This window comes from Edaphocola aurantiacus (genome assembly GCF_019797745.1).
GTDB lineage: Bacteria > Bacteroidota > Bacteroidia > Chitinophagales > Chitinophagaceae > Edaphocola > Edaphocola aurantiacus.
In genome coordinates this window covers 1-19812 of sequence record NZ_VOSI01000003.1, presented here as the reverse complement: position 1 = coordinate 19812, position 19812 = coordinate 1, and the positions used below count along the sequence as shown (strand labels likewise).

Here is a 19812-nt window from a genome sequence, read left to right as displayed (position 1 = left end):
AAGACAAGAACCTCATCTTCAACCCCTATGCGCTCGCAAAAAATATTTTAAAAAATGGAAATGCCCAGGGTCCAGCCCAGCCAGCAATTGACATGGCTACCTATGGCAAAAGAAGGATATGCTGTTTTATAAGGCGTAGCAAAGCCTTCATATACATTGGTGCTTTCGTAGTATAATACTGAAAAAGCGGGTCCTGTATATACACGCAGGTTAGGATGCAGCTGATACTGGTACATGAGCTGATAGCGTGAAAGCATATTCTGCTCGTTCCAGTTACCGGCATAAATGGTGTTTACGCTTATTTCCTGTACCAGCGTATGTTTACGGCCAAGTGGCAATGTATTCCCAATACCATAACCGATGCTGAGCATCTTATGATCCGGACGCAGATTACCTCCTGCCTGGAAGATATTATACAAGCGGTCAGACCCGGATTTATAGGCTATACTATATGGTTGCCATTCAGTGGTATTGATATCAATACTATGTTTTCCTTTAAGAATAATATTGATGAGGCCAATACTTAAGCCTGTTGTAGTGTCAGCAATGTTCACGAGACCGATCTGTGTACCATTAACTGTCTTTGCATAATTCAGGAGGCCTGCGATCTGTACCCCATCCATAATTTTACGGGTCACATTGGCAATACCGGAGATCTGTACCCCTTTGGTCTGCTCCTGTGTGTAATTGACCCCACCGGTAAATTGCACTCCGTTCAACTCATTATTTTTGTTCAGTACTCCGGCAAACTGCAGCCCTTCCATTGAGGTCTCGTTCCAGTTCATAAAGCCTGAAGCCTGTATGCCTTCTGTATTATGGGCTTTATTGATGATACCGGTTATCTGCGCGCCGTGTACCTCTTCTTTATTCCAGTTAAACACCGCAGAGGCCTGTACACCATGCAACTGCATGGATCGGTTATATACCCCGCTGACCTGTACACCATGTACACTGCCATTGGCCGAATTAAATACAGCACTGGTCTGCACACCATCCACGTCATTGCGCACATAATTATATACACCGCCTACCTGCACGCCTTCCATGCTGCCACCGACCATATTGAACAGGCCGCTGAGCTGTACATATTGCATATCTTTCTGTACAATATTGAATACGGTTCCATACTCAAAGCCTCTTACACCTGCCGAGTATCCGCCCAACAGGTTGAATGAAAATTTATTGATGGTCTGGCTACCCAGGCGGTTTTTGGAACTGATACCGGGTAATACACTAAACTGGAAAGGTTGTCTGGCAAAGAATTTATTGAGGTTAATGCTGTTTACTTTTGATTTGGTACTCAGCAGACGGCGGGCCAGCCAGTGATTCTGTATACCTACCACATCTACGCTATCGAGCATGTATACAGACTTGCGCAATGCGATCGGCTGCTGCGGAGAGAAACTTTTCTGCACCTGTATCACCGTATCTTCATAAGACAGTTTACTGATGACGAGTTCATAATTATTCAATGGTTGCCTGATGTGCAGCTTAAAGTTGCCATTGGCATCGGTCATGGTTCCGGACAGCACTGACTTTTCGTACACCGAAGCAAATTCAATAGGATGGCCGGTTTCGGCTTCTATCAATCGTCCGGATACAATAATGCCCTGACCGATGGCACTCCTGATGATAATATGATTGTCCATTACCTGGTAGCGATAGGCGGTGCCCAGCAGGTTTTCCAGTATCTGCTCTACCGGTTGTTCCTGTGCATGAACGGTCACTATTTTTTTGTCCGAAATGATATCGCTGTTATAAGAGAAGAAAAACTTGCCCTTTGTCTCCATCTGGTTCAGCACTTCTTTCAATGGACGTTTGTCTGCATCCACCGTAAGTTTCAATTGCAGCAAATCCTGTGCAGTAGCGGTACAGCACAGGAAAAAGAAAGCCAGGAAACAAATTACTTTTTTATAAAAATATTTTTCGTGTACAGGTATTATCATATTCAGGATTCGAACGTAAAGTTAAGCATAACCGGAGCAAAACATATTTGTCCTGCTCCGGTTATTGTTATTTAAGAATATAGCCTTTGGCTTGCCTGATGAGGCGGGCATTCAGCGTAAGGGCTACTTTTTGTAGTATGGGTTCTATTGAATCGGTCCGTGGATACTTACTGGTCAGGTGTTGTTGTTCCAGTAGCGGGTTCTGTATGTCTATCGCTACCCCGTAAGCATCACTCAGTCCTTGTATGAGCTCCGGTAGCGGTGTACCTTCACATACAAACATATTGGTCCGGTAATACTGGTATAGCTGGTTTTGAATCTGCTCCACCGCTGCCTGCGGTACCCCTTTCTTAAAGGTAACCTTGTCTCCTACCCTTAATGTATAGGTCTGTCCCTTACCCATTACTTTTACAATACCACTTTCCACGGCCACTTCGGTCAAATCATTTGTAGAGCGGATATTGAAGGAGGTGCCTACGACTCTTACGTCAATATCTTTGACATGAATAATAAAGGGTTTCTTCGGATTTTTGGCGACATCAAAGAAGCCTTCTCCCTCTAATGTTACGACACGATCTTTACGGTTAAAACTGCGTGCATAGGACAACCTGGAATTTTTGTTCAGCGTAATGGTTGACTGGTCCGGTAAGGTGAGCACCTCTGCAAGGGCTTTGGTACGGTACACGGTACCACTGTTAAAGTACCAAAGCGCTCCGGAAAAAACGATCAGTAGTACAGCAGCTGCGGCTGCAAATCGCTTCCAGCTATTGTTTTTACGGATTGTCATCGGTGCATGGTATGCAAGCTCTTCTGCTCTTCTAGCTGCAAATCGCTTCCAGGCAGCATCAACATCCGGTGCTGTTGCAGCATCTGGTGTTTTACCGTGTTGCCAGATTGTATGCAGTCGCTCATAAGCCTGACGGTTGGCAGGATCCGATCCGATCCAGTCCTCCACCTCATTCCGTTCCGCTACACTGGCTTCGCCCACAATATATTTTATGAGTAAATCGTCCATCATAAATCCCCGTTTTTAAAAAATAATTTGAATATGGTCACCATTACCGCCAGCATGGGCAGGTAATCCTTCAGTTCTGTACGCAGGATCTTTAGCGCCTTAGCTACCTGGTTTTCCACTGTCTTGATAGACAATCCTAACTTTGCAGCAATTTCCTTATAACTCAGCTCTTCCTGCCGGCTGAGGTGAAATACGGTACGGCATTTCTCCGGGATTTTTTCCATAGCCTTGCCAATCTGCTGCTGCAGCTCTTTGGCATACATTCCCTGTGCCGGGCCATCAGCATACTGAGGGCTGCTATGCCGGGCATACTGCTGGTATTTTTCTTTCACTTTTTCATGGTTTAGGATGTTCATAGACTGGTTATGTACAGCCCGGTAGAGGTATGCCTGGACATTGGTCTCTATAGACACCTGATCCTTTTGCTGCCATAGGCGCAGAAATACATCCTGCACCGCTTCCTCTGCCTGCATTTCATCTGCGAGCAAGCCGGATGCATAACGGTACAAAGGAGCATACAAAGCCCTGAACAGCTCTTCGAAGCCTGCTTCTGTGTTCCAGTGTAAGGGTAAAGTATTGGTCATGTACGGCTATATAGTGATCAATCGATTACAATCAATGGTGAATGTACAATAAAGACAAGATACTTGCCTTCTACCCCTATGTGTTTGCAGATTTTTTTTGAAAAGGACCCTGTATGCGGGTCTATCAGGAGATTACTTCTACGGCCCAGCCTTGTTTCCTGCAGTATTCGAGTACTTTAGGCAGCACGTAACTCATTCGTTCCCAGGCTTTTTCACTATCATGCAGGACCACGATATTGCCTGGTGCTATATTGAAGACTACATTTTCGAGACAGTCTTCCGGACTGATTTCTTTGTCCCAGTCTCCCGGAATGACGGTCCACATTACGATCTTATACCCAATATCTTTCAGGATTTTGCTTTGGGAAGATTTGATGCGTCCGTAGGGAGGACGATAAAGGTCGGAATCGATATACTGTTTGGCGCGGTTGATATTTTCTACATAAGGCTTTGCCTTATATGCAGTACCACGAAGGTGATTATGGGAATGGTTGCCTACCCTGTGCCCGCGGGCCAGGATATCGGCATATACTTCAGGGTATTCTATAACATTCTTCCCGATACAGAAGAAGGTTGCTTTTGCACTGTATTGCTCCAGGAGATCCAGCACCCAGGGGGTAATCCGGGGATGTGGCCCATCATCAAAAGTCAGGTATACAGTAGGTTTCTCCCTTGGAGGGATCTCCCATACGTAACCGGAATAAAGCTTTTGAAGCCATTTAGGAATTTTCTTGAGGAACATAACAGCTGCAAAAGTAAATACAAATCTCTTCTTTGAGCATTATAAATATGACAATAACCAATCAATAATATTTCTAACATGTATAAACCTGCTCCTTAACGAATATCAAACCGATTATTTTATACAGAAATAATTACTTTTGCGCTCTTCATTAATTTGCTACCCGACTATGTTTATTGAACCTTTTAATACCCACAAAACCGGATGGATAGAAGTGGTGTGCGGCTCTATGTTTTCCGGCAAGACGGAGGAGCTGATCCGCAGGTTGAAACGGGCACAGATTGCCAATATGCGGGTAGAAATTTTCAAGCCGGCTGTTGATACCCGTTATGATGAGCATGATGTGGTATCGCATGATGCCAGCCGCATCCGCTCCACACCGGTAAGCGCCTCGCAGAATATCTTGCTGCTGGCCGATGAGGTGGAAGTAGTGGGTATTGATGAAGCCCAGTTTTTTGATGAAGGCATTGTTGAGGTTGCAGAAACACTGGCCCGCAGTGGTGTACGTGTGATTATCGCCGGACTGGACATGGACTTTTCTGGAAAGCCTTTCGGCCCTATGCCGCAGATACTGGCGACAGCCGATTATATTACCAAACTGCATGCGATCTGCGTGCGTTGCGGAAATATTGCTAATTTCTCTTACCGCAAAACGGATCAGACACAAAAAGTGATGCTGGGAGAAACGGAATCTTATGAACCAAGATGCCGCAGCTGCTTTTATGAAGGACAGCAGGCTTAATTTTTAGCGCCTTTCTCTTTCACTGAAAAAGTGGCAATTACGGGATTATGATCAGAAAGGCTAACATCAGGACTACTATATCCTTTGCAAGCAAGCAGATCTGGATTATACAGTATATAATCAATCCTTAATGTGGGGAATATTTTTCGATAGGTACGGCCCAGCCCCAGCCCTTTGGAGACAAAAGCGTCTTTAAGCCCACCCTTTACTTCCTGGTATACATAAGAGCCCGGCATATCATTAAAATCGCCGCAGACAATATTGGGGTAAACCGACTTGTCCAGGATGGAATCGATGATCTGTGCCTGTACTGCACGCTTGGAGGATGCCAGCATCAGTTTCTTCAGCAATCCTTTGGTCTTGTCTTCCATTTTTGCAGAAAGCTTATCTGCCCTGTTTTCGGCAAATTTCACTTCCTTATCACTGAAGGTTACAGAATGGAGGTGTACTACATTTAAGCGGGCGGTGGTATGTTCATTCAACTGCACATCTACGCCTAGCATATTATAATAGTTGGCACTGTCCAGGCTGTATCGTACTTTATTTTTCAGCGGCAGTTTAGAGAATACAGCATGGCCGGCCTGGATAATATCTTCCGGTTTGGCACCGATATTAATCGACCGTTTCAGCAGATCTTCTTCTTTGGAAAATTCATAATACGTATAGCCCAGCTGACGCAGCATTTCTGTATACGGCTCGTTGGGATTATCGTTATCGAAATAGAACTCCTGCAGGCAGAGGATATCGGGATCCTGCTGCTTGATCAGGTCTACAATTTTATTTTTGGATTCTTTGTTCTTGGTCCACTCTCCCAGGTCAAACAGGTGTACATTCCAGGTCATGACCTTAAGCTCTACATTATCGCTGTCGGTCACATTAGATCCTACCAGGTTATAACCGAAAGCAGAACGGGTAACGGGCATGCAGATCAGCAGGCCCGAAAGAGAAATCAGGGCCAGATAGCGCTTGCGGGTAAACAGCCAGAAGAGGGCAAAAAATACATTCAGCCCTACTGCAAATACGTTGGTAAAACTAATGAAGCTGATGTAAGAAGGATTATTGGCCACATTCTTGTACCCGGCATACAGACAAAGGCATAACCATACAAACACGCCTATATTAAACAGGAGTGCTGTACCACGGAAGAATGCCGCAATCTTTATGAATATTTGCTGATACCTGGCCAATAGTGTTTATTGATCATTATGATGTTGTAAAAATTCTCTTTCTCCTTTGGTCAGAGAGCGGATGCCGCGCTCGTTGATCTTGTCCAGGATGCTGTCCAGGTCATAACGGATCTCTTCTTTATCTTCCAGTACACCTTTCTTTTTCGGGTGAAAGCCACCCATCATACGGGCCCAGGTACGGTTGGTCCATTCACCCAGTTTCATACCGGATTTAACCAGCATTACATAGGCCGCACCCGTAAGTGCACCGGCAATCATTAATCCAATCAGCGGGTAATTATGATTACCATACAGCACTACAATATTCAGAATAATATAAATCAGTACCAATCCCCATAAAGGCACCGCCAGACTACGGGTAAAATATACCTGGTATTTTGGGGCCAGGGTAATGCCGCCTAATGCCATGCCCAGGATGGCCGCATCGGCACCCACAAACATCTTATCATAACCGGCAAGTGGAAAATACTGCTGCAGCACAACAAAGGCTACACCACCAATTATATTGGTAACAATAAACAAGGGAACGACCTCACTCTTTCCGATCAGCTGCTGCAATACGTTTCCAAATACAACCAGCCATACCATACTGGTGAACAGCTTGAAGAATCCCAGACCGGTAAACATGTAGGTTAAAATGGTCCATGGCCGCTGCAGTATTCCTTCCATTGGTTGCAGGGCAAAATGGATCAGGATCTTATCGTAGAAAAAGCGGGTACTTTCCAGTACAGGTACCTGCCCCCACATAAAAATGACGATTTTGGCCAGGTGTAATAATATATATCCGGCACCACAGGCAAAAACCAGGCGGATCAGCGGATTATGTTCGTAGTCCGACAATACTGTTTTTCTACTACTGTTTGTGTAATTCATAATACTAATTATCTGCTAAGATGGGATATTTTATCGTAAATACAATTTTCCGGTCTTTTTCCAATATGCCAGGAGGAAGAAGGCAAAGACCATACCTCCAAGATGGGCAAAGTGCGCCACATTATCGCCTACTGAATTCCTGAGGCCGGAGAAGAGCTCTATAGCAGCATAGATAGCTACAAAGTACTTGGCCCGGATCGGAATCGCAAAATACAGGTAGATCATGGCATTGGGGAACATATATCCAAAGGCAAACAATACACCGAACACGGCTCCCGAGGCACCTACCATAGGGGTATTTAAAGGGAAGTTAGGGTGGTAATAAAGCTCTGCATATTCCTGAGGATAGAGCTTCATCATCTCTACAAATTCGGCTAACTGGAAATGGTATACCATCAGCTGGCATAAGGCTGCACCTAAACCACTGATCAGGTATAAAATCATGAATTTCTTCGCGCCCAAATACGTTTCTACTGTATTGCCCATCATCCAGAGGGCAAACATATTAAAGAGCAAATGGGTAAAATTACCATGCATGAACAGGTGGGTAATGGGCTGCCAGAAACGGAAGTAAGGAGATTTCCAATAGAATAAACCTAAATAGTAATCAAGATCTATGCCGAAGTTTTTTAAGCCAAGTTTTGCCAGGAAAACCAGAACATTAATAATGATCAGGTTTTTAATAACAGGTGGAAGGATCTGAAAGCTGCCCGAAGGTCTTATTTGCTGCATATATAATGAAGTATGTAACCGCCCAAAATTACGCAATAAAATCCTGTTTATTGCAAGTGTTAAATAAGTCAGAAAAGCGCTTCTTTAAAGCCTGTGGATAATTGGCCGGCATCGGTTATTTTATACTAAATTTGCCTGGTTCTGAGATCGTGAAACCAATCTCTGCAGCAATATCTTATGAAAGCACTTATCTTATCTGCGGGTCTGGGTACCCGCCTGAAACCTTTTACGGACAATCACCCAAAAGCGCTGGCACCGGTTAATGGCAAGACCCTGCTGGAGCATAATATCCGCAATCTGCAGCGTTTTGGTATTTATGATATTGTGGTTAATGTGCATCACTTTGCCGACCAGATCGTTCATACCCTCAAAGCCAATGAGGGGTTCGGTAGCCGTTTTGAGATTTCTGATGAGACTGATGTAGTGCTTGAAACCGGTGGCGGCCTGAAAAAAGCAATCCCCTTTTTCCTGGAAGAGAAGAACATCCTGATCCTGAATGTGGATATTTTATCCAATATAGACCTGGCTAAGATGCTGTCACATCACGAGGACTCACAGGCTATGGCTACACTGGCGGTACAAAAACGTAATTCTTCCCGTTACCTTCTGTTCAGAGAAGAGCAGGAGCGCAGAAGATTATGCGGCTGGCGCAATGTGCAGACCGAAGAGGAGAAACTGCCCTGCCCTACCATGAGCCCCTCATATGAAGAATATGCTTTCAGCGGTATACAGATTGTACAACAGGCTTTTTTACATAAGATCAGCCAGCATGGAAAATTCTCTCTGATCGATGTGTACCTGTCTTTATGCTGTACAGAATCTATTATGGCCTGGGACCATACCGGTGATCTGCTGCTGGACGTGGGCAAACCGGAAAGCCTGGAGCAGGCTGCCGTATTATTTAAAAATTAGTTTTACAGATGAACCAGAGACAGTTATTTCAACAACATGTAGCCCCTACCTCACCCGAACCAATGGCCCTGCCCATTACAAAGGCCGAAGGGGTATATTTATATGATGATACCGGCAAGGCATATATCGACCTGATCGGGGGCATCAGTGTGTGTAATGTAGGGCATCGCCACCCTAAAGTGGTACAGGCGATTAAAGACCAGGCCGACCAGTACTTACACGTTATGGTGTACGGCGAGGTGATCCAATCTCCACAGGTACAATATGCGCACCTGCTGTCGCAGCACCTGCCTACCAGTTTAGACTGCGTGTATTTTACCAATTCCGGTGCCGAAGCTGTGGAGGGTGCGATGAAACTGGCTAAGCGTTATACCGGACGCAACGAGATCATTGCCTGTCATTACAGTTATCATGGTTCGACACAAGGTGCACTCAGCTTGCTGGGCGATGAATATTTCCGCAATGCATACCGTCCTTTATTACCACAGATAAAGCACGTACATCATAATAATTTTGAGAGCCTGGGCCAGATTACGGATCAAACCGCCTGCATTATACTGGAAACGGTACAGGCCGAAGGCGGTGTACTGGCTCCCTCGGCAGCATGGATGTATGCCCTTCGTAACAGATGTACCGAAACCGGTACGCTCCTGATCCTGGATGAGATTCAGGTTGGCTTCGGGCGCTGTGGTACGCTATGGGGCTTTGAGCAGTATGGCATCATTCCAGATGTGCTCTTGCTGGGTAAGGCGTTAGGTGGCGGTATGCCCCTGGGTGCTTTTATCAGCAGTAATGAGATCATGAAATGTCTGAGCCACAATCCGGTACTGGGTCATATTACGACCTTCGGTGGTCATCCGGTAAGCTGTGCTGCGGGTAAAGCTGCCATGGAAGCCTTACTGGAGGAGCATATGGTTACCGGTGTGCGCGACAAGGAAGCTTTGTTCCTGAAACTATTACAACACCCCCGCATCTTAAATATAAACAGTCGCGGCCTGATGATGGCTGTACGTTTCTCCGGATTTGATGAAGTACAGCAGGTGATCAAGGGATGCCTGGAGGAAGGCTTATTTACGGACTGGTTCCTTTTTGCCTCAGACAGCATCCGTATTGTACCGCCACTGACCATCACTATGGAGGAAATTACAGAGGCCTGTACCCGTCTGATCAGGGTGCTGGATAAGCTGTAAGAGATTAAGCTTTTGCTAAATATAGAACAGGGTTCGGGTTCTAATTGGTATTACAAAAAATAATTTGTAATTTTGCCCTCCCTATGTGTAAACATTAGGGAAAATACAAATATTAATCATCTTAATAAAATTAACACAATGAGCACTGTAAGCATTTCTGCTGCTGATGTAAACAAATTACGCCAGGCTACTGGCGCGGGTATGATGGATTGTCGCAAAGCGCTGACCGAAAGCGGTGGCGATTTCGAAAAAGCAATCGACTACTTACGTTTAAAAGGTCAAAAAGTAGCTGCTAACCGTAGCGATCGTGATGCTAAAGAAGGTGTAGCTATTGCTGTGGCAAATTCTGAAGGTACTTACGGTATCGTATTACAAGTTTCTGCTGAGACTGATTTCGTATCTAAAAACCAGGAATTCATCGATTTCTCTAACGAGATCGCTGCAATTGCTTTAGAAAATAAACCTGCTGACGTTGATGCTTTAAAAGCACTGTCTATGGGTAATGCTACTGTTGCAGATAAATTACTGGAAATGGTAGCTAAAATCGGTGAGAAAATCGACGTAGTTCGTTACGAGCAAATCACTGGCGAATGTGTTGTTCCTTACATCCACGGTAACTTCCGTATCGGTGTACTGGTTGGCTTAAACAAAGCAAAATCTGATGCTCTGGTTGCTGCTGGTCGCGATGTAGCTATGCAAATCGCTGCGATGAACCCACTGGGTCTGGATGAAAACTCTATCGCTCCTGAAGTTATCGAGCGTGAGAAAGCTTTAGCTATCGAGCAAATCGTTGCTGAAGGTAAACCAGCTGATATGGCAGAGAAAATTGCTGCTGGTAAAATGAACAAATTCTTCAAAGAAAATACTCTGGTTAACCAACCATTCGTAAAAGATAACGGCGTTACTATCGCTCAATATCTGAACAATGTTGAAGCTGGTCTGGTAGTTACCTCTTTCTACCGTGTAGCTTTAGGATAATCTATTTTCCTGAAAATCATATTTAAAAATCCCGGTTGGTGTCCAATCGGGATTTTTATTTGCGTACTTTTGCACAACATTTAATCATACAAATGAGTCAGTTTACCCCACGTACTCCCCGTAAAAACCCTGTAGGTAATCTTAAGAAAGTAAGAGATACCGTAATGGGCATCTTATATATCCTGGTGGCCGCAGTTATGGTATGGGCAGAAAAACAAGGATACATCAGCCTCGGATTAACTTTTGTGTATGTACTCGCCGCCGTATTTGTTATTTATGGTCTGTTCCGGCTGTACCGTGTTATATTTTCAAAAAGTAACTAAATCTCTGTAATGGCTATCCGATATTTTGAAGAAGAAGGCGTAAAAGCACGCCTGTCCGGAAAGAGAGCACTTAATACTTACATCCGTCAGGTCATAGATCAGCACCTGGATGTAAAAAAAGTGGAAATCAACTACATTTTCTGCACAGACGAAGGTTTGCTGGAGAAAAATATTGCATTCCTCAATCACGATACCCTGACAGATATCATCACCTTCGACCTGTCTGAAAGTGAGACCGAACTGAATTCGGAAATATACATCAGTGTAGACCGTGTTGCCGATAATGCACAGCAGTTCGGTGTATCCTATAATACTGAATTGCATCGTGTACTTTTTCACGGTATCCTGCACTTATGCGGTTTCAAAGACAAAAAACCGGAAGAAGAAAAGGAAATGCGCCGTCAGGAAGATCTTTGCCTGAAAGGCTACTTCGGTGCTTAAAGCTATTAATGTAAACAATGAAACTGGAAATAATTTACGAAGACGATCAGCTGATTGCGTTTAATAAACCCAGCGGTCTGCTGAGTATCCCCGACCGCTTTAATGCGGAAATACCAAACCTGTATCGTATGGCACAGGCGAAGTATGAGAGCATCATACCGGTACACCGACTGGATAAGGACACCAGCGGTATTATCTGTTTTGCCAAAAACGAAGAAAGTCATAAATACCTCTCACAACTTTTTGAAAGCCGTAGTGTAGAAAAATACTATACTGCACTGGTTAACGGAAGAATGATTACGCCCTCTGGCAGCATAGAAATGCCTATTAGCGAAAATATGGCTAAAAGAGGTACTATGATTGTACACAAAAGAGGTAAACAGGCGCATACCGATTATGAGACGATAAAGGAATGGCAGGGATATACCTTGCTGCGCATCCGTATTCATACCGGCCGCACGCACCAGATTCGTGTACATATGCAATACATCGGGCACCCGGTTGTAGCCGATCCGATCTACAGTAATGGAAAAGGGTTATACATTTCTTCTTTAAAAAAGAACTTCAAAAATGCAGATCCACTGGGTGAGGAGAAACCGATCCTGAATCGCCTGGCTTTACATGCAGCTCAATTACGTTTTGAAGGTATGGACGGCAAACAGGTAGAGATTGACGCCCCACTCCCTAAAGACCTGTCTGCAAGCGTAAAGCAATTGGACAAATGGAGCTAAATCATTGAAAATCTGACAATAAAATTACAATTGGTCCGGCACTGGTAGGTGCCGGACTTTTTTGTCATAAAAAAGTAAAATAAGATGTCATTTTTCTGTCATAATAAACACATTATCAATCAATTATAACGCTTCGTGTATATTTTTGCGGAAACTTTTTAAATATGAGACTTAAATACACATTGGCCTTAGCGGCATTAGCAATTGCTCCTGCGGCAAAAGCGCAAACCTGGATTCACGATACCATTTCTACAGAAGCTGGCTATCTGAAAAATGTTTATTATAGCCTGGAAAACGGTAGTGCAGGTACTGCAGCTGCTGATAACTGGCATATTGGTTTCTCTACAAGCAGATTCAGCCCTAGCATTATCGCAAATAGTGCAGATAAAGGTGTAAAATTATATGTTATTGCTACGGATACAACTTTATTCGGTACTGACCTGACTGCAAAATTAGCAGATTCGGTTACTGCACATCCTATGCCTCTGTACAACTCCAATACTACATGGGAAATGGGTGCTTTCAACCAGACTGCAGCAGCTACTTATGGCTGGGCTACATATGATATGGCTACTCACTGGTTGTCAGGTCGTGTGATCTTTGGTCTGATCAGCGGTGCAGACAGCTTCCAGGTATTTATCAGCAGAAAAGAAACTACTCCAGCGGGCAGCGCTCCTGTTTATGTATTCAAAGTGGCTAAAATCAACGGTACAAGCCCGGTTACTAAAACATTCAATGTATCTGCAAGCCCATATGCCGGTAAATATTTCGCGTACTACAATATCGCTACAGATGCATTCTTAGACAGAGAGCCTGCTGCTACTGCATGGGATTTTGTATTCTCTAACTATAATGATGAAAACGTTGTGTTCTCCAATACACAATACAAAGTGTTCGGTGTCATCAACAACGAAAAATTGAAAGTTGCTAAAGTGGACACTACTGATCAATTTGACAACCTGACTTACAGCGCTTATGCTTACGATTCTCTGAACAACTCTATCGGTCGTGAGTGGAAAGCTTCAGGTCAAAGTGGTGTTACCATGACAGACTCTCTGAGCTACTTTGTAAAAGTGAATAACGGTGATGTATGGCAAATGGTTTTCACTGCACACAATTCTGGTTCTGCAGCGACACAACCTGGTCTGGTAGCACTGAAAAAACGTAAAGTATACACTTTCGTGGATACCTCTACTACTGTAAAAAATGTAAATGTTGCATTAAGCACTGTAGCTTTAGCACCAAACCCTGCTCAGGGTGGTTACACGCACCTGATCATCGATGCTAAAAAAGCAGTAAGCAATGTAATGATCACTGTTGCTGATATCAATGGCAGAATCGTTTACCAGGAGCAAAAAAATATCCAGAGCGGATTCCAGCAGTTCCCAATCCGTACCGGCAACTTCAGCGCTGGTATGTACATGGTAAATATTCAGGGTGAAGGTATTCGCAATACCCAAAAACTGATCGTACAATAAGATATACCCCCCAATTGTATATGTTCAAAGGTCCTTCCGTTTCGGGAGGGCCTTTTTTTGTATATAAATAGTCGGGATTCTTCCTATCTTGTACCAAAATCTGTTATGTATATACATCGTCCGCTTAGCCTTTTACTGCTTTTATACTGTTGCCTTTGCACCGGTATGGCTGCCAGGGCACAGGATGCACACCGGTTTTTGCAAACGGGATGGCAGGCACTGATTCAGGATAATGATACTACGGCTTTACGCTATTTTGATACTGCCTATACACTCTACACAAAGCAGGGGCAGGAAGCCGGGCAGGCCGAAGCATTGCTTTACATGGGTTTTGCCAGTTACGGCTCCAGTAAAAGCAACGGACTTAAGTATGCACATAAAGCACTGGACCATTATCAGCAGCTGCAGTCTTCGGCTCCGGAGATCGCGGCATTGGGTACTGGCCGGGCCCGTACCCTGCTGGCTACCATTAAGGCGAGAAGCGGGCAGCACCAGGAAGCCCTGGCCCTTTGTTATGATGCCTTAGGGACATATGACTACACACAGGATACCACCGGGACACAGGGCATTATTTTCCAGCTGCTCGGTAATATATTCAGCCATTTAGGCAAGACAGATTCTGCGGACTATTATTACAATCTTGCCCTTAAAGAACGGCAGGATCGAAAAGACCTTGTTTATCTGCCCGGCTCACTGATTAAGGCAGGTGATATCGCTCAGAGAGCGGGCCACACCCAGAAAAGTTTTGATTACTATCACGAAGCCCTTAATTATGCGCAGCAGCTGCATAACCGGCAGGCTGAAGTTTCTGGTCGTATAGCGCTGGCTAAATGGTGGCAGGCTGCCGGGCAATATGATTCAGCCTATCAATATGTACATGATGCGATAGACATCGCCCGACAGTTAAGCGATCTGCAGTTTAGCATTGCAGCACTGGGTACCCAAAAAGATTTGCTGATGCAAGAGGGTCGTTACCGCGAGGCACTTGCTGTACTAACCCATATCGATTCTATACAACAGGTCGGGGCGGATTGGGAAAAAGAGCAGCTGGCCCAAAACCTGGAAGTGCAATATGATATTGAGGCCCATCAGCATGCACTTGTACAGGAAAAAAAGGCCAGCCAAAGCGCCCGGCGGTTAAATTACATTCTCATTGGCGCTATTGTATGCTCCGGAATATTAATGTTCATCATATTCCGCTATCAGCGTAAAAACCAGCAACAGCAAAAAGCCTTATTCTCACTACAGCAACAGAATCATGAGCTGCAATTGCGGCAACAGGCCCAGGAGCAGGCATTGCTGCAAAATGAAATTGATTTTAAAGAAAGCCAGCTGAGTGCCATGGCCCTGCAGATCAGTATGCGCAATGAACTGATCAATGAACTGAAAGATACTGTTGCACAGGAGCCCCGGTTGAGTAGCCAGCATATTGACAAGCTGCTGCATAAAGGCATTACGCAGGACCAGGAATGGGAGGAGTTTAATATGACCTTTGAAAGTGTAAACAAGAATTTCCAGCAGAAACTTAAAGAAAAGTATCCCGAAATCAGTCAAAACGAACTGAAGATCTGTACCCTGATCAAAATGAACCTTTCCATTAAAGAAATGGCCAACATCCTGAATATATCGCCGGACAGCGTTAAAATGGCGCGCTACCGGTTACGCAAAAAGCTGGGCTTAAAGACAGAAGATAACCTGGCCAGCTTTATACAATCGCTGTAATTAAGGTATTGCAACCTCAAGTACACATCATTTCAGGCTTATGTAAACCTGATGTATACCTTGTTTTCTTCCGATCTGGGCATAATGGGCTTACTTTTGATAAATCAATAACCCACAAAAGTATATATCATGAAAAAGTACACTATGACCCTTTTATTCTGGTGCTGCAGCTTTTTTGCGGTACACAGCCAGATCCCCAATTCCAGCTTTGAACAAGCCAATTCGGACGGTAGTATCTCCTACTGGAATCCCTTATTACAGTGTTTTACCATTGGCGATTCCATTGAATATACCGGTCCGCTGATGGAACGCTACCCGGAAGGCAAGTCTGGCAACTATTGCCTGTCGCTCCGTAATGCATATAATTATACACAGCAAACCGGCATTATGGGAGGAGCGATGTCTAATACTGATTCTCTGCCCTTTACCACCTTTAATTATTTTTTCCCGATTACTGAGCGGCCCGATTCCTTTGTTTTTTACTATAAGTATAAGCAAAACAACCAGGATACCGGCTTATGTTCGGTTTCTATCTGCGATGAAACCATGATGGAGATAGGTACTGCCAGCGGAACGGTGTGGCAGGTACATCCGGATTATATGCGTGTCTCTTTAGCCATCACATATTTTAGTAATGATACGCCCCGTTACGCCGGTATTACCTTCAATAACAGTATTGCAAATCCTCACCCAGAGACCCACCTGCTGATCGACGAATTACAGTTTATTAACCATGAGCCCACAGCGATCCGTACTATAGCACGCGTTCCGGTAAGCCTATACCCCAACCCGGTACGTGATCAGCTGCATATAGAAAGTCCGGTGTCTTTTCAGTGGATACAAATAACAGATGTAACGGGTAAGGTACGCATGCAGCAGGCATTCAATCGAAACATATCCCTGACTACACTGCCGGAAGGAAATTATTACCTGCTACTTTACACGGACAAAACCTATACCGTACAATCATTTGTCAAATACTGATGATACATTATTGCTTAAACTATTTATGAGTAAAAGGGAGATTCCGTGTGGAATCTCCCTTTTTTATGCTTTTTGTGCCGTTTCATAGGCCATGGCTCTCTTTTTCCGATACCACCATTCCGGCGCTGTTTTGATCAGCAGGTTATTCAGACCCCGCATCAGGCTCAGGTGGTAAACACTGTTCAGCTTACCAGATAGGGTAACAGGCAGTGCCCTTAAGCTCATGGCAAAGCCACTATCAAGATATTCCATATGATGCCAGTATTTGCTGGGCATGAATAAGGTATCGCCATGCTTCAATACACTGCGATAGCCCTTCACTTCATTCAGCTTCGGAAACTTTTCCGTATCAAAGCCTTTTGTATACCAGTGTACAAAACTGGCAGCACTCTCTACCGTAAGGGGCATTTTATAGAGTTTCCTGCTTTCTTCGAAAGGGAAAAGCAATATCTGCTTACGGCCCATAAATTGTGTGTGAAAAATATTAGCAAGGTCCAGATCATAGTGCATATGCGCAATAGATCCAGCACCACCTACAAATAATACCGGAAAAAATTTGAGGAAACCACCCATGAGGTCTTCCGGCCAGGTGAAATCGTTTTTCAGTTGCGGGGCATGTTTGAAAATATTGAAGAGGAATAGCCGTAGTTCCGAAGGTCCTTTCCGGATCTCATCCAGGTAATCGCCAAACTTCATAAAGCCGTCTCCACCATTTACCGGTACTTTGGCTCCAGCCCGGGTATTGTTATAGATCGGTACATCGACCTGCCCTACCAGCGCTTTAAACAAATCCCAGTTCCAGTTTGTATAGGCATTCCACTCATGTGCTCTGTTTTCGAGGATCACGGGTTTGTTAGCCTTAAGGTACTTTTTTTGAAAGTCTTCATGACTGATATCTTTAACTCTTTCAATTTCAGTTAGATTCATATTAAGGCGGGTTAGATTCATAACAAATATAAAAAAAGAATGTATCACAAAAACAATAATACAACAAATCAATATGGGTCGATAGCGTTAATTAACAATGCTTTAGAACCTTCATGCGTGGTAAAAATAAACAAAGAAGCTGCCCTGTAACAGGGCAGCTTCCGGACAACAAACTATTATAAATAGCTTATTTTTTAACCATTTTCTGTGTATAATTAACGCCATTTTCAGGAGACAGTACTTTTACGATGTAAGTACCGGAAGCCAATTCTTCTGTGCTGAACTGGAATGCTTGTCCCTGGGTTAATGTTGCAGTATTGCTATAAACCTCTCTGCCATCTATGGTGAACAGGCTTACTTTATATTTTCCCTCGCCAGGAGCCTGGAAGTTCAGGTTGCCCGCAAACGGATTAGGAGTAACAGACATAATAACCTTATCTGTTTTAAGATCGGCAAGACCTTTAAATGTACTTAAGGTCCATTTTCTGGTTTTAGACATCATACTATAATCTGAAGGGAATACGGTAGCATATTGAGAGAAAGCGGTGTACAAGCCATCGAAACCACTATTTCTATCCTGACCAGAGAAAGCCAGTACAGGTTCATGACTCGCCACCGTATTAGAGATCATATTAAACGATCCCGGAATAAAGGCCGGTGCGGCACCACCATTATCTTTAATATCGCTCGCTACATATTTTACATCATAAGTACTCGGAATAAGAGGAGTGCTCTGGCGTGTGATCCAGCCTACAAATATCTGATCGTTGGCGTCATTATAAGCCAGAACCGGATTACAGTATTCAGGATAAGTAGTACTGGTGTAAGAAACATAACTAAGGTTCACCAGAGATGGTGTTGGACTCCAATCGTCATTCTTTACCATTGCATAAATCCATTCTGTATTGGTAGTACCGGTAACATTATTGATCCCGATAGATACCGCCCATCTTTGCGTATTCCAGATATCCGGACAATCGATACGCGGAGGGCTATACTTATTGGTACCAACTGTGCCGGTTCCATACTCATAAGTAAATCCTGCTGCAGAACCGGAAAGAGCATTAAAGAATGGTAAACGATATTCATACAAAACATTCTGCGTGTTGTTCAGGAATGTCATTTGCAGGTCCAGACCGGTATTACTACCACCGCCGCCACGACGGATACATACATCCGGATCTATTTTGTCATCCGTACCAGGTAACAGTACATTAGGACCGAAAGCTACACCCGGGAAGAAGCTTACAGTGGTACTGATACCAACTAAAGGTTCGCACCAGATGATTGCCAGACCATAAACTGTGGCATCAACATTGATTCTTCCGAAATTAGGAGAAGTTGAAAGCAGATTCATCGTAGAAACCGGAACCAAGCCTGTAACATCCCATTTATAGATATCATAATAGTGTCCTTTGGTGCCAAAACCGTCATTATAATAATAAGCAGCCAGCACGAAATAGGCACCACCATCTTCGAAAATTACCGCATCAATATCATCTGCATATTTAATCGGAATATAGTCTTCATTGATCAGGCTACCACTTGCATCGGTACGTCTCCAGGCAATACCATTGTATTGTGCAGAAGAATATACATCCCAACTATGGATATAGAGGTTTTCGGTAGCACCGGAAGGCCCGATAATATCCTGCATAGTGCTGGCACTGGCGTTTTGTGGACGCACAACTGGTCCGGACGTACCGCCACCGAAGGTATAGTTAGGTAATGGAGCTTCTGGTACAACAGAAGCGTTTTGAGCTAAACCAGGAATTGCCGTAGCAAAGCTTCCCAGCAGAAGAGCGGATAGCAGTAATTTTTTGTTCATAAAGGAATAATTAAATGTTTAGGGATTAAAAACTAAATTACTATGAAATTAAAAATGCCACTCTTCATATAGCACAATCAAATGTATAACACATTATTCACAAAGTCAAGAGTTAAGAGATTTATTCTAAAATAATTTACCTTAAGGAAACAATTAATTATTCAGCCTATAAAAGCACCTCTAAGTGGATGCTTTTATAGTAAGACAGATACTAATAATACACAATAAGCGCCCTGTTTTCAGGGCGCTTATTGTGTATGGGCTATTTATTTGTATGGTATTGCTGCTATAGTATGGTATGATGTTATGTCTTGTAGTACTGCCTTTAGGTAAGTATATACATAAAAAAGAGACACCCTTCAGTTTTGAAGGGTGTCTTAAAATAAATATGGCAGCTACCTACTTTCCCGGAATACACCAGTATCATCGGCCATGATGGGCTTAACTGCTCTGTTCGGAATGGGAAGAGGTGAACAC

At 43.8% G+C, this 19812-nt stretch carries 19 protein-coding genes and 1 rRNA gene; 10 read left to right on the top strand and 10 right to left on the bottom strand.

What is annotated here, in order from left to right:
* Window positions 1-47: 47 nt before the first annotated feature.
* The 4 genes from FTD44_RS08750 to FTD44_RS08735 all read right to left on the bottom strand — a co-directional run bounded on the left by FTD44_RS08750 (window position 48) and on the right by FTD44_RS08735 (window position 4287).
* Entirely contained in the window at window positions 48-1946 is a 1899-nt protein-coding gene (locus FTD44_RS08750; protein WP_222166100.1) for a carboxypeptidase-like regulatory domain-containing protein, read from the bottom strand.
* A 67-nt stretch (window positions 1947-2013) separates the two neighbouring features.
* Window positions 2014-2964 carry a FecR domain-containing protein gene (locus FTD44_RS08745; RefSeq protein WP_222166099.1) on the bottom strand — a complete coding sequence of 317 codons (951 nt, stop codon included), beginning with the start codon at window positions 2962-2964 and terminating at the stop codon, window positions 2014-2016.
* Window positions 2961-3545 carry an RNA polymerase sigma-70 factor gene (locus FTD44_RS08740; RefSeq protein ID WP_222166098.1) on the bottom strand — a complete coding sequence of 195 codons (585 nt, stop codon included), beginning with the start codon at window positions 3543-3545 and terminating at the stop codon, window positions 2961-2963. Before FTD44_RS08740 ends, FTD44_RS08745 begins: the two co-directional genes overlap by 4 nt.
* 124 nt (window positions 3546-3669) lie before the next feature.
* The gene (locus FTD44_RS08735) at window positions 3670-4287 is read right to left on the bottom strand and encodes a polysaccharide deacetylase family protein (RefSeq protein ID WP_222166097.1); all 618 of its coding nucleotides are present in this window, start codon (window positions 4285-4287) and stop codon (window positions 3670-3672) included.
* Between the two features lie 169 nt (window positions 4288-4456).
* Between FTD44_RS08735 and FTD44_RS08730 the strand changes: the two genes are divergently transcribed.
* Window positions 4457-5029: a thymidine kinase gene (locus FTD44_RS08730; protein ID WP_222166096.1), complete on the top strand. Its 573-nt coding sequence runs from the start codon at window positions 4457-4459 to the stop codon at window positions 5027-5029.
* Here FTD44_RS08730 and FTD44_RS08725 read toward each other — a convergent pair.
* From FTD44_RS08725 to FTD44_RS08715, 3 genes are read right to left on the bottom strand one after another with little or no spacing between them, the layout of a single operon-like run.
* Window positions 5026-6216: an endonuclease/exonuclease/phosphatase family protein gene (locus tag FTD44_RS08725; RefSeq protein WP_222166095.1), complete on the bottom strand. Its 1191-nt coding sequence runs from the start codon at window positions 6214-6216 to the stop codon at window positions 5026-5028. The two genes, FTD44_RS08730 and FTD44_RS08725, sit on opposite strands and share 4 nt — an antisense overlap.
* A gap of 6 nt (window positions 6217-6222) precedes the next feature.
* On the bottom strand, window positions 6223-7089 hold the full coding sequence (locus FTD44_RS08720; RefSeq protein WP_222166094.1) for a rhomboid family intramembrane serine protease: 867 nt from the start codon (window positions 7087-7089) through the stop codon (window positions 6223-6225).
* Window positions 7090-7119: 30 nt separating this feature from the next.
* Entirely contained in the window at window positions 7120-7821 is a 702-nt protein-coding gene (locus FTD44_RS08715) for a rhomboid family intramembrane serine protease (protein ID WP_222166093.1), read from the bottom strand.
* 177 nt (window positions 7822-7998) lie between these two features.
* On the opposite strand from FTD44_RS08715, the gene FTD44_RS08710 reads away from it, so the two are divergent.
* The 9 genes from FTD44_RS08710 (at window position 7999) to FTD44_RS08670 (ending at window position 16580) form a co-directional block, all read left to right on the top strand.
* Window positions 7999-8733 carry a nucleotidyltransferase family protein gene (locus tag FTD44_RS08710; RefSeq protein WP_222166092.1) on the top strand — a complete coding sequence of 245 codons (735 nt, stop codon included), beginning with the start codon at window positions 7999-8001 and terminating at the stop codon, window positions 8731-8733.
* 8 nt (window positions 8734-8741) lie between these two features.
* A complete protein-coding gene (locus FTD44_RS08705; protein WP_222166091.1) occupies window positions 8742-9923 on the top strand; it encodes an aspartate aminotransferase family protein in 1182 nt (393 codons plus the stop codon).
* A 138-nt stretch (window positions 9924-10061) separates the two neighbouring features.
* On the top strand, window positions 10062-10901 hold the full coding sequence (tsf, locus tag FTD44_RS08700; RefSeq protein ID WP_222166090.1) for a translation elongation factor Ts: 840 nt from the start codon (window positions 10062-10064) through the stop codon (window positions 10899-10901).
* A gap of 92 nt (window positions 10902-10993) precedes the next feature.
* On the top strand, window positions 10994-11224 hold the full coding sequence (locus FTD44_RS08695; RefSeq protein WP_129022429.1) for a hypothetical protein: 231 nt from the start codon (window positions 10994-10996) through the stop codon (window positions 11222-11224).
* 9 nt (window positions 11225-11233) lie between these two features.
* Entirely contained in the window at window positions 11234-11665 is a 432-nt protein-coding gene (ybeY, locus tag FTD44_RS08690; RefSeq protein WP_222166089.1) for an rRNA maturation RNase YbeY, read from the top strand.
* 17 nt (window positions 11666-11682) lie between these two features.
* Window positions 11683-12396 (top strand): RluA family pseudouridine synthase, encoded by a 714-nt coding sequence (locus FTD44_RS08685; protein ID WP_222166088.1) that lies wholly within the window; start codon window positions 11683-11685, stop codon window positions 12394-12396.
* 164 nt (window positions 12397-12560) lie between these two features.
* Entirely contained in the window at window positions 12561-13874 is a 1314-nt protein-coding gene (locus FTD44_RS08680) for a T9SS type A sorting domain-containing protein (protein WP_222166087.1), read from the top strand.
* Between the two features lie 105 nt (window positions 13875-13979).
* On the top strand, window positions 13980-15596 hold the full coding sequence (locus tag FTD44_RS08675) for a hypothetical protein (RefSeq protein ID WP_222166086.1): 1617 nt from the start codon (window positions 13980-13982) through the stop codon (window positions 15594-15596).
* A 129-nt stretch (window positions 15597-15725) separates the two neighbouring features.
* Window positions 15726-16580, top strand: coding sequence for a T9SS type A sorting domain-containing protein (locus FTD44_RS08670; RefSeq protein WP_222166085.1), 855 nt, complete (start codon window positions 15726-15728; stop codon window positions 16578-16580).
* A gap of 63 nt (window positions 16581-16643) precedes the next feature.
* On the opposite strand, the gene FTD44_RS08665 is transcribed toward FTD44_RS08670, so the two are convergent.
* From FTD44_RS08665 to rrf, 3 genes are all read right to left on the bottom strand, one after another.
* Entirely contained in the window at window positions 16644-17507 is an 864-nt protein-coding gene (locus FTD44_RS08665; protein WP_222166084.1) for a cupin-like domain-containing protein, read from the bottom strand.
* Window positions 17508-17694: 187 nt separating this feature from the next.
* Window positions 17695-19335, bottom strand: a complete 1641-nt coding sequence (locus FTD44_RS08660; protein ID WP_222166083.1) for a T9SS type A sorting domain-containing protein — start codon at window positions 19333-19335, stop codon at window positions 17695-17697.
* A gap of 386 nt (window positions 19336-19721) precedes the next feature.
* Window positions 19722-19812, bottom strand: a 5S ribosomal RNA gene (gene rrf / locus FTD44_RS08655); the annotation flags it as partial.

Bases quoted from the DNA above. Each gene is read 5' to 3' on its own strand.
- FTD44_RS08750 (WP_222166100.1), bottom strand. From the start codon at position 1,946: ATGATAATACCTGTACACGAAAAATATTTTTATAAAAAAGTAATTTGT.
- FTD44_RS08745 (WP_222166099.1), bottom strand. From the start codon at position 2,964: ATGATGGACGATTTACTCATAAAATATATTGTGGGCGAAGCCAGTGTA.
- FTD44_RS08740 (WP_222166098.1), bottom strand. From the start codon at position 3,545: ATGACCAATACTTTACCCTTACACTGGAACACAGAAGCAGGCTTCGAA.
- FTD44_RS08735 (WP_222166097.1), bottom strand. From the start codon at position 4,287: ATGTTCCTCAAGAAAATTCCTAAATGGCTTCAAAAGCTTTATTCCGGT.
- FTD44_RS08730 (WP_222166096.1), top strand. From the start codon at position 4,457: ATGTTTATTGAACCTTTTAATACCCACAAAACCGGATGGATAGAAGTG.
- FTD44_RS08720 (WP_222166094.1), bottom strand. From the start codon at position 7,089: ATGAATTACACAAACAGTAGTAGAAAAACAGTATTGTCGGACTACGAA.
- FTD44_RS08715 (WP_222166093.1), bottom strand. From the start codon at position 7,821: ATGCAGCAAATAAGACCTTCGGGCAGCTTTCAGATCCTTCCACCTGTT.
- FTD44_RS08710 (WP_222166092.1), top strand. From the start codon at position 7,999: ATGAAAGCACTTATCTTATCTGCGGGTCTGGGTACCCGCCTGAAACCT.
- FTD44_RS08705 (WP_222166091.1), top strand. From the start codon at position 8,742: ATGAACCAGAGACAGTTATTTCAACAACATGTAGCCCCTACCTCACCC.
- tsf (WP_222166090.1), top strand. From the start codon at position 10,062: ATGAGCACTGTAAGCATTTCTGCTGCTGATGTAAACAAATTACGCCAG.
- FTD44_RS08695 (WP_129022429.1), top strand. From the start codon at position 10,994: ATGAGTCAGTTTACCCCACGTACTCCCCGTAAAAACCCTGTAGGTAAT.
- ybeY (WP_222166089.1), top strand. From the start codon at position 11,234: ATGGCTATCCGATATTTTGAAGAAGAAGGCGTAAAAGCACGCCTGTCC.
- FTD44_RS08685 (WP_222166088.1), top strand. From the start codon at position 11,683: ATGAAACTGGAAATAATTTACGAAGACGATCAGCTGATTGCGTTTAAT.
- FTD44_RS08680 (WP_222166087.1), top strand. From the start codon at position 12,561: ATGAGACTTAAATACACATTGGCCTTAGCGGCATTAGCAATTGCTCCT.
- FTD44_RS08675 (WP_222166086.1), top strand. From the start codon at position 13,980: ATGTATATACATCGTCCGCTTAGCCTTTTACTGCTTTTATACTGTTGC.
- FTD44_RS08670 (WP_222166085.1), top strand. From the start codon at position 15,726: ATGAAAAAGTACACTATGACCCTTTTATTCTGGTGCTGCAGCTTTTTT.
- FTD44_RS08665 (WP_222166084.1), bottom strand. From the start codon at position 17,507: ATGAATCTAACTGAAATTGAAAGAGTTAAAGATATCAGTCATGAAGAC.
- FTD44_RS08660 (WP_222166083.1), bottom strand. From the start codon at position 19,335: ATGAACAAAAAATTACTGCTATCCGCTCTTCTGCTGGGAAGCTTTGCT.